The sequence below is a fragment of the Candidatus Proelusimicrobium excrementi genome (assembly GCF_937881865.1).
Taxonomy (GTDB): domain Bacteria; phylum Elusimicrobiota; class Elusimicrobia; order Elusimicrobiales; family Elusimicrobiaceae; genus Proelusimicrobium; species Proelusimicrobium excrementi.
Genome location: NZ_CALGEO010000140.1, coordinates 1 through 8706 on the forward strand (window position 1 = coordinate 1; position 8706 = coordinate 8706).

9 protein-coding genes and 1 tRNA gene are annotated in these 8706 nt (G+C 45.8%); 3 read left to right on the plus strand and 7 right to left on the minus strand.

Annotated features, from left to right (window positions below):
• From ACQY26_RS06525 to ACQY26_RS06535, 3 genes are all read left to right on the plus strand, one after another.
• The coding region (locus tag ACQY26_RS06525; RefSeq protein WP_428048337.1) for a hypothetical protein at positions 1 to 2057 on the plus strand (2057 nt) is incomplete at its 5' end.
• Positions 2030 to 3166, plus strand: coding sequence for a glycosyltransferase family 4 protein (locus tag ACQY26_RS06530; RefSeq protein WP_428048338.1), 1137 nt, complete (start codon positions 2030 to 2032; stop codon positions 3164 to 3166). The genes ACQY26_RS06525 and ACQY26_RS06530, both read left to right, overlap by 28 nt.
• Positions 3163 to 4377 carry an acyl-CoA dehydrogenase family protein gene (locus ACQY26_RS06535; protein WP_428048339.1) on the plus strand — a complete coding sequence of 405 codons (1215 nt, stop codon included), beginning with the start codon at positions 3163 to 3165 and terminating at the stop codon, positions 4375 to 4377. The genes ACQY26_RS06530 and ACQY26_RS06535 overlap by 4 nt, the downstream gene beginning before the upstream one ends.
• Before the next feature lie 67 nt (positions 4378 to 4444).
• Here ACQY26_RS06535 and ACQY26_RS06540 read toward each other — a convergent pair whose 3' ends face one another.
• The 7 genes from ACQY26_RS06540 to ACQY26_RS06570 form a co-directional block, all read right to left on the minus strand.
• Complete coding sequence (locus ACQY26_RS06540) at positions 4445 to 4696, minus strand: hypothetical protein (RefSeq protein ID WP_428048340.1); 252 nt, start codon at positions 4694 to 4696, stop codon at positions 4445 to 4447.
• A gap of 194 nt (positions 4697 to 4890) precedes the next feature.
• Positions 4891 to 4967, minus strand: a tRNA-Met gene (locus ACQY26_RS06545).
• 102 nt (positions 4968 to 5069) lie between these two features.
• Positions 5070 to 5942 (minus strand): riboflavin biosynthesis protein RibF, encoded by an 873-nt coding sequence (ribF, locus tag ACQY26_RS06550; RefSeq protein WP_428048341.1) that lies wholly within the window; start codon positions 5940 to 5942, stop codon positions 5070 to 5072.
• A complete protein-coding gene (truB, locus tag ACQY26_RS06555; protein WP_428048342.1) occupies positions 5924 to 6607 on the minus strand; it encodes a tRNA pseudouridine(55) synthase TruB in 684 nt (227 codons plus the stop codon). The genes ribF and truB overlap by 19 nt, the downstream gene beginning before the upstream one ends.
• Complete coding sequence (locus tag ACQY26_RS06560) at positions 6604 to 7593, minus strand: DHH family phosphoesterase (RefSeq protein WP_428048343.1); 990 nt, start codon at positions 7591 to 7593, stop codon at positions 6604 to 6606. Before ACQY26_RS06560 ends, truB begins: the two co-directional genes overlap by 4 nt.
• Positions 7577 to 7936: a 30S ribosome-binding factor RbfA gene (rbfA, locus tag ACQY26_RS06565; RefSeq protein ID WP_428048344.1), complete on the minus strand. Its 360-nt coding sequence runs from the start codon at positions 7934 to 7936 to the stop codon at positions 7577 to 7579. The genes ACQY26_RS06560 and rbfA overlap by 17 nt, the downstream gene beginning before the upstream one ends.
• Before the next feature lie 103 nt (positions 7937 to 8039).
• Positions 8040 to 8420: a hypothetical protein gene (locus tag ACQY26_RS06570; protein ID WP_428048345.1), complete on the minus strand. Its 381-nt coding sequence runs from the start codon at positions 8418 to 8420 to the stop codon at positions 8040 to 8042.
• Positions 8421 to 8706: the final 286 nt, after the last annotated feature.

An 8706-nucleotide genomic window follows, 5' to 3' on the forward strand; every position in this document is an offset into this window, starting at 1 on the left:
CAAACAATGTAATGGCTGTAACGCATCTGCCGGACGTAAAACTTAATAACGCCGTAATAAGCAAAACCGTTTTAACCTATTTTAACGGCCCGGAACTTAAAGAAGCGCAAACGCTTTATGAAAACGGAGAGCAAAGCAAAGCCTTGGAAGTTTATGAGAAGCTTTCCGCCGACGGAAGTTTTCCCGCCGAAGCCAGACTGCAAGCCGCTTTAAACACCGCCGTCATCAACTTGCAGCGCGCCGAGTATAAAAACGCCCTAAAAAACGCGGATTTGTCTTTAAAACTTAACCCTAACAATCCTTTCCCTCAGCTGCTTAAAGTTTGGATATATTCGGCTTGGGGCAAAACCAAAGAAGCTAAAAAAGAAGCCGAAAATCTGCTCTTTTTGACTGCCGATTTTGAATACCTTTCTTCTTCAAAATTGGCTTTGGCGCAGGCTTATTTCAACGCAGGCAAAAAAAACGAAGCCATGGAGATACTTCAAAACCTTTACGGGACGGACCCTTATTTAATATCTCATGCGGCTTATCTTATGGGCCGTCTTTCCGCCAAAAACAAACCGGCGGCGCAGGCTCTTTCCGAGCAGGCGCTCTCCCACGACGGCAACAATTATTCCGCGCAGAAATATCAGGCGGAAATACAGTATAAACTTAAACAGTATATCCCGGCATGGCAAAGCTATGCAAGCCTGTTTATATTGGATAAAAACGACAAAAAAAGCGCAAAAAGGCTTAAAAAACTTTCAAAAAGGCTTAAAGGCGCGCCGGAAAATTACCTGTTTTATACCAAACTTTCCGAGATTTACACAAAAAAGCCTGAGCCATCAAACTCCGAAGCCGTGCGCGTGGGGCTGTTCTCCGATTACAAAGCCAACTTAACCCCATTGCAAAGTTTTAACTTTATGCCCGGAAGCGATTTTACCATTAAGGACGAAGCTTTGGGCGCGGTTATCTCCGGCGAAGCTTACACGCCTAAAAATATTTCTTTTGACAAAGAACACCAAGGCGTACACATACAAAATAAATGGGGTGCGGCGGATTTTTCCACCAAACGCCCTTTTGTGATATCTTTAAACAAAGAGGGCTATTCTTTCTTAGTCAAAGACGCCAAAGCGGAAGATATTTTTTCCGCAAATTTGGGCGATAAAGAACTTAAAGGTTCGCTGTTGGTAATACCGACGGAAAAAGGAATGATTTTGGTAAATTACACTTCCTTAGACGACGTTCTGCCCTCGCTTTTAATGTCTTTGACGCGCGGAATAAAAACGCCTGCCGCGCTGGAAGCCGCCGCCACGGTTCTCAGAACCGCGCTCGTCCGCAGGCTCTCATATTCCCAAGACGCTATTTTTGATATTTCGGATAACGCCCCCCGCTTAAATTACGGCGGCGTCAATATGGAATCGCAATTTGTAAGAGAAGCCTCAAAAAACACAAAAGGCAAAGTGCTGGCGCAAGTTTCTGCGGAGCAAACCCCAGCGGAACCGGCCCAAGCGGAAATATACCGTTCCTGCTCAAGCGCGAGCGAGGACGGCATAAGAAACACCAAAGCTGATATAAGTTATTCATTTTCCCCGGTAAATCTGTTTAAATTTATGATTTCCAATCCGCCCAAAGATTTGTATTCCGCCCCGGAAGACCCGACTTTATGGTCCTCCGTGAAATGGGTTTATTTAATGCCTCTTAAAGAAATTGAAACCCGTCTTAATTCTCTACATAAAATCGGCGCGCTCAAATATTTTGAACCCGCCAAAACAACTCCGTACGGCAGGATTGAAACGATGCGCTTTGCCGGAAGCAAAAAAACGATTGAAGTCCCCTTTGAAGAGGCCAACTTCATTTTGGCCGCAGGGACGCTCAAATCCCCGTTTTTCACGTTCATACCGTTTAAGAAAGACGTACTTATTTTGGGCTCCGACACCGGAGCGGGCAAAGGCCTTTGCATAGACGGGGCTTACGGTTTGGCAAAAAAAGGCAAAACGGCCGAAGAAATTTTGAAATATTATTATCCTGATTTAGAGATTACCGAAAAATGGCAAATAAAAAAATCGCTTTTATAATAACCAAATTAGAACTCGGCGGCGCGCAAAAAAGCGTGCTTTACAGCGTAAGGAACCTTAACAGACCGCCCATAAAAACTTATCTCCTTTGCGGAAAGGGCGGATATTTGGATAAAGAAGCAAAAAAGAACGTAAAGGGTTTGTTCTTCATTCCCGATTTGGTAAGGGAAATTTCCCCCCTGAAAGATTTAAAAGCATTTCTGCAAATAAGAAAAAGGCTTAAAAATATAAAGCCCGATATCGTTCACACCAATTCTTCCAAAGCCGGCATTTTGGGGCGTTTGGCGGCCGCAAGCATAATAAAAGGCCCGAAAATCGTTCATACGGTGCACGGATTTTCTTTTTACGAAGGGCAAAAACCGCTTAAAAAATATTTTTACGTTACCGCTGAAAAACTGCTGGCCAAAGTTACGGATAAACTTATTTTCGTTTCACGCGAAGATATGGATACCGCACTTAAACTTAAAATAACCAAAGCCGCGCAATGCACCCTTATCAGGGCCGGCGTCGAAGTGCGCACAAAGCAAGACTTTAAAGATTTTGACAAAGCCGCAAAACTAAGGGAACTCGGCCTTAAAGAAAACGCAAAAATAATCCTTTGCACAGCCAATTTAAAACCGCAAAAAAACCCTCTGGACATGATAAAAGCGGCCGAGATAGTCTGTAAAAAAGAGCCTTCCTGCGTTTATCTTTACACGGGTACGGGGCCGCTTAAGCAAGCCGCGCAGAAGCTTATATCGCGCCGCAAACTGAAAAACAATTTTAAGCTTTTGGGCCACCGCAAAGACATATCCGAACTTTTGGCCGCGGCCGACGTGTTTTCCTTAAGTTCTTTATGGGAAGGCCTGCCTATGGCTTTAGTCGAAGCTTTGTTTATGTCCGTCCCCGGCGTTTGCTATGACAGCGGCGGAATAAGGGAAGTGCTGAAAAGCGGAAAAAACGGATTTTTAACGCCGCGCGGCAATTACAAAAAGCTGGCCGAAAATCAACTTAAGGCCCTGAACAAAAAGGATTTTGCCTTCAGGCCTGAGGATTTGGAAGATTTCGACATTAAAAACATGATAAAAAAACAACGTGAACTTTATTTAAGTTTCGGAGGTGGAAAATGAACTATTTTAACAATGACGCCGAACGCGAAGCAGTGGAACGCGCCAAGAAAATCGCTTTGGAAGTTTTTAAACCCTTAAGAGCCAAATACGACGAAAAAGAAGAATTCTGCCCGGAAGCTGTACAGGCTATGATTCAGCAAAAACTTTTCGGGCTTTGGCTGCCTAAAGAATACGGCGGCGAAGGCCTGGGCGTAAACGCTTTGGCTTTGGTTCTGGAAGAGCTTTCAAAAGTCTGCATGGGTTTGGCTTTGCCTGCCGGCACCAGCGCACTTGGCGGTATGCCGATGTTCTTTTGGGCTACGCCCGAACAGCGCGCAAAATGGATTCCGGATTTGGCCTCAGGCAAAAAACTGTGGACTTTCGCCCTTTCCGAAGCGCAGGCCGGCTCCGACGCGACGGCTATTAAAACCACCGCTTTAAAGGAAGGAGATTACTACGTTTTAAACGGTTCCAAACATTATATTTCCACCGGCGAAGCCGCGGATTTTTACGTCGTGGCCGTATCCACCAATCCGGCAAGGGGCGCAAGGGGCATATCCCTTTTGGTGGTTGAAAAAGGCACGCCCGGCTTTACGTTCGGCAAGAAAGAACGCAAAATGGGCCTTAAAACAAACCCTACCTACGATTTGATTTTCCGCGACTGCAAAGTGCCGGCGGCCAACCTTTTGGGCAGCGAAGGCAAAGGCCTTTTGATAGTGCAGGAAACTTTTGATTATTCCCGCCCCGGCATAGCGGCGCAGGCTTTGGGCCTTGCGCAGGGCGCGGTCGCAGAAGCGGTAAAATATCTTAAGATAAGAAAACAATTCGACCAGCCCGTAATATCTTTCCAAAGCATCGGGCACGAACTGGCCGAACTTACGGCCAAAATAGAAGCGGGCAGGGCTCTTGTCTATAAAATAACTTCGTTAATGGATAAAGATTTTATCGCAGCTTCCCAAAACGCCGTTAAAAACAACACCACGGTCCACGACGAACTTAAAGCCCTTAAAGGCCCGCGCTGGACTAAATACAGCGCCATGGCAAAGCTGTTCTGTTCCGATACGGCGATGCAAGTCGCCGACAGGTGCATAAACCTTTGCGGAGGCATAGCCTACACGCGGGACTTCCCTTTGGAAAAATACGCCCGCGACGCCAAAGTTACGCAAATTTACGAAGGCACCAACCATATCCAAAAGAACGAGATTATGGCTTCCATAATAAAAGAAAGCTGAAGCAAGTTTTCCCAAAAGCAAAACCCCCGGCCTTAAACCGGGGGTTTTTAAACGTTTTAAATTTTTACTATTCTCTGTCCCAGACGGCCTCGTAAGCCAAAGCTGTTACGGTTACAAACATCAGCAAGGAATAGATGCACCACCAAATCGTTTCCGAAAATACGGGCTCCAAAAAAAGAGCTTCATAAACGAAAGAAAACAAAAGCTTGACCGTGGCCAGCCATAAAAACAAAGCGCCAAGCCTGAAAACGATATCCAACAGGCCGAAAATAACGCCTTTTCTGAAGGAAGCTTTAAAAGAATTTTTTATCTTTTCCATATTAAGATTTTATCTATGTATGAGGAATTTGTCAATATTTTTAAGCCCCGCCGCTAAGCTTTAGGCCGACAACGCCTATTATTATAAGCAAAGTGGAAATTATTTTAAGCGCGCTGAAACTTTCGGAGAAAAATACCATTGCTATAAAAAATTCCTTTAATAAAACAGCCCCGCCTTAAAGCGGGGCTGAAATCTGGTGTCACCGGGTGGGCTCGAACCACCGACCTGGCGCTTATGAAACGCCCGCTCTAACCAGCTGAGCTACGGTGACGACTTAAATATTATAACAAATCACAAAAGACTTGTAAACAACTTTAATAATTTAACAGAGCGTATTTTAAAAATCGCCGAAAACTTTAAACCAAAACCGCCGTTATTTAAGCAATTTATAAGCCAAAATAGAGTCGCGGTTGATTTGCTGGGTAAGCTCCCCCAAGGTGGCGAATTTCTTTTCGGCGCGTATTTTGGCGACGAATTCCGCCGTCATAACACGCCCGTAAATATCGCGGTTGAAATCAAGAATATGGACCTCGCAGGTAGGCAGGCCGCCCTGCTCAACCGTTGGACGGCAGCCGATATTGCAAACGCCCATATATTCTTTACGCCCAAGCTTCGCTTTTACCGCGTAAACCCCGCGCGGCAAGATTTTAAGTTTGTCAAAATCTATATTCGCCGTAGGGAAACCTATTTTACGGCCCATTTGGCGGCCTTTTACTATCTTCCCGCTTACTTCATACTTCGCCCCAAGCATATCGTTTACGGCCTCGATATCGCCGGATTTTAAGGATTTTCTTATCAAAGAGGAAGATATCTTAACCCCGCCGGTTTCAAGGAAATCCGCACAATTAAAAATAACGCCGTTTTCCGCGCAGGCGCGTTTTAGGAAATCGGCTTTGCCGCCGCGCTCTTTGCCGAAAGCAAAATCCTTTCCGCATAAAATGCCGCCCATATTGTATTTTTTGAGCAGTATATTAAAAAATTCTTCTTTGGATAAGTCGCGGACTTTTTTAAAATCCAAAAATTCTACATGACGTATACCGGCTTTTTTAAGCAAAACGGCCTTTTCCTCAGGGGTGGAGAGAAGCCCGGCGGAAGGATCCATTACCACCTTCGGAGGAACCTTGAAAACGAGAAGCAGCGGCGTCATTTTATGCTCCGCGGCCAAATCTTTAAGGCTTTCAAACAAATGTCTGTGCCCCAAGTGCACTCCGTCGAAGCTCCCTATCGCTATAAAGTTTTTACGCATTTTAAAATATCCTCCGCCGTCATCTTTTTTACGGCTTCCACGGGGGTGGCGTCCTTAACGTCAAAACCGCCTATGGCGGTGCGCCTTAATTTGCTCAAATGGCCGCAGGTCCCAAGCCTGCGCCCTAGCATATAAGCCAAAGAGCGGATATAAGTTCCGCTTGAGCAGGAAACGTCAAAATGGATTTTATTCCCGTCTAACGCCACATTGTCCCAGCCGTATATGGTTACTTCGGCCTCTCGGCTGATATTTTCCCCCATTCGCGCCATTTTGTACATGGCTTGACCGTTAACTTTTTTTGCGCTGTAAAAAGGTATGGGGTGTTTTATCGTGCCGGTAAGTTCTTTAAGGGTTTTAGATAAAATTTCTTCCGTAATTTCCGGCACAGGGAGGCTAAATTCGGTTTTCCCCTCCGCGTCCCAAGTGTCCGTTTCCGTGCCGAGGGTAACTTCGGCGGAATACTTTTTGGGCAGGCCCAAATATTCGCTCTGCGATTTAGTGGCTTTGCCGAGCAGCAAAATCAGAAGGCCGCTGGCCATGGGATCAAGCGTGCCGCTGTGGCCCGCTTTTTTTATTTTAAGTACGCCGCGCACATAGGCGATAACGTCGTGGGATGTCCACCCCGGCGCTTTGTCTATAAGCAGTAATGCGCTTTCTACGCTCATTGCAGTTTTGAAATTTCCTTTATTACCGAAGCTGTAAGCCTGGTTTTGATTTCTTCCAGCTTTGCGCCTTCAACTTTAAAACCGGCCGCGCGGGCGTGTCCGCCGCCGCCGAACAATACGGCTATTTTGCTTACGTCAATCCTGCCTTTTGAACGCAAATTGACGGCTATTCTGCCGGGCTCTTCCCTTAAAAGGACGGAAACCTCGACGGAAGGTATCATTATCGGCTGGCTTACTATGCCCTGCGTATGGCGCGGGTCAACGCCCAAAAGTTCAAAATCGCGGGAAGTCAAAGTAATTTCCGCAAAAGTGCCACCGTGTAAAAGGTTTAATTTTTCCAGCGCGCGGCCTAAAAGTTTAAGTTCTTTATAAGGCTTGGTGTTATATATTACCGTGTTTACTTTCTGTATATCCGCACCGTGCGCCAAAAGCACCGCGCCGACTCTTAAACTTTCAGCACCCGTATTGGAGTGCAAAAAGCGGCCGGTATCGGTAACCAAACCCGTATAGAGGCAGGTGGCTTCCTCGGGGGTGATATCGGCTTTGACGTATTCAAAAAACTCGGTAATGATTTCCGCCGTGCTGGAAGCCTGCGCGTTTATATAATTTACGGTGCCGTAATTTTCCCCGGTAATATGGTGGTCTATATTGATTACGGTTTTTACCGTATTGAACAAAGGTTCAAGATTGCCGCCGCGGTTCTTGTCGGAACATTCAAGCAGAATCATGGTGTCGAAATCGAACTCGTCGGGCAAAACGGAAAAGTTGACGGTATCAATCCCGGGCATAAAAAACAAGTCTTCCCCGGGGCGGTCTGAACTGAAAGGGTAAACGTCCTTGCCCATACGCCTTAAAAAACTGCATACGGCAAGGGTGGAACCCAAGCTGTCGCCGTCGGGGTTCTGATGCCCGGCCACAAAAAATTTGCGGCCCTTCTTCAAAGCTTTGGCTATGGCCTTAAAAGCCGGATTATTTTTCTGCCTCATGGGATTTCTCTATTTTAGAAAATATCTTTTCCACCCTGGAAGCGCGTTCCGGGGTGTCGTCGATTTCAAAGGAAAAAGACGGTATCCTTTTAATGTGTATTCTTTTCCTGAGCAAGGCTCCGATTTCCCCCCGCAAAACGGAAAGATTATGCGCCGCTCTTTTTTTATCTTCGTCACTGCCGAAGACGGAATAAAACACCTTGGCCGAAGCCAAGTCCTTGGATATCCTTACGCCCGTAACCGTTATAAACCCGCTGAAACTGCCGCTGGCTATCATACGGCTGATAATCGTATTGATTTCTTCCAAAAACAGAGTTTCCAATCTTTTAGTTCTGTCTATCATAGTTATATTTTACCAAATTAGCGCGGTATAATCATTTGCAAAAACCCCGCCTTTGCTTGCGCTTAGGCGGGGCGGTTAGTTGAGAGGCTTTTAAGCCTAAAAGTTACTTTACATATTCCACCGCGCCGGTATCGGACCAATCCTGCCTGCCTTCATTCGTATTGGGATAAAGCAATTCCGCTTTACGACAGCATGCATAACCCCAATAAGTGTCCCCGCATTTGGAATAATCAATATCATCACGATTGCCAACCAGGCCAATTGACTGTGAGAACCCGCAGCACTTCAATGTTTCAAGCCATTCGGAAGCTCCGCACCAAACATTGTGCCCGCCGGTGGTGCAATATGTGTCATGATTATATGCGGTAGAACCAAGCCTGTTCGGTATGGTTTCGCACGCGCTCCAACGTTCGTTTACGCAAGTTTTTTGTCCGCACTTTCCGCTTCCGCACTCTTTTGTTTCTCCGTTCTTACACTCGGCCACGGGACACGGCTTATCCCATGCGCTCCAAGAACCGTTTGAACAGCAGGTTCTGCTTTGAGTAGTATAAGAACATCCGCTTGCGGTATATTTATATTGAACCTGACCTTTTGAAGAACAGCTTTCTGCGTAGCCTAAACTTACGCAGGCGAAAAGACAAAATATTGTAAAAAATACATTTCCAACTGTTTTATTATTTTGTTTTGGGTTTCCGTCTGAACGACAATCACTTAGGCTTACAATTTGCTTTTACCTTTGGCCTGATTTTAGCCTTTTCTTTAGTTCGGAT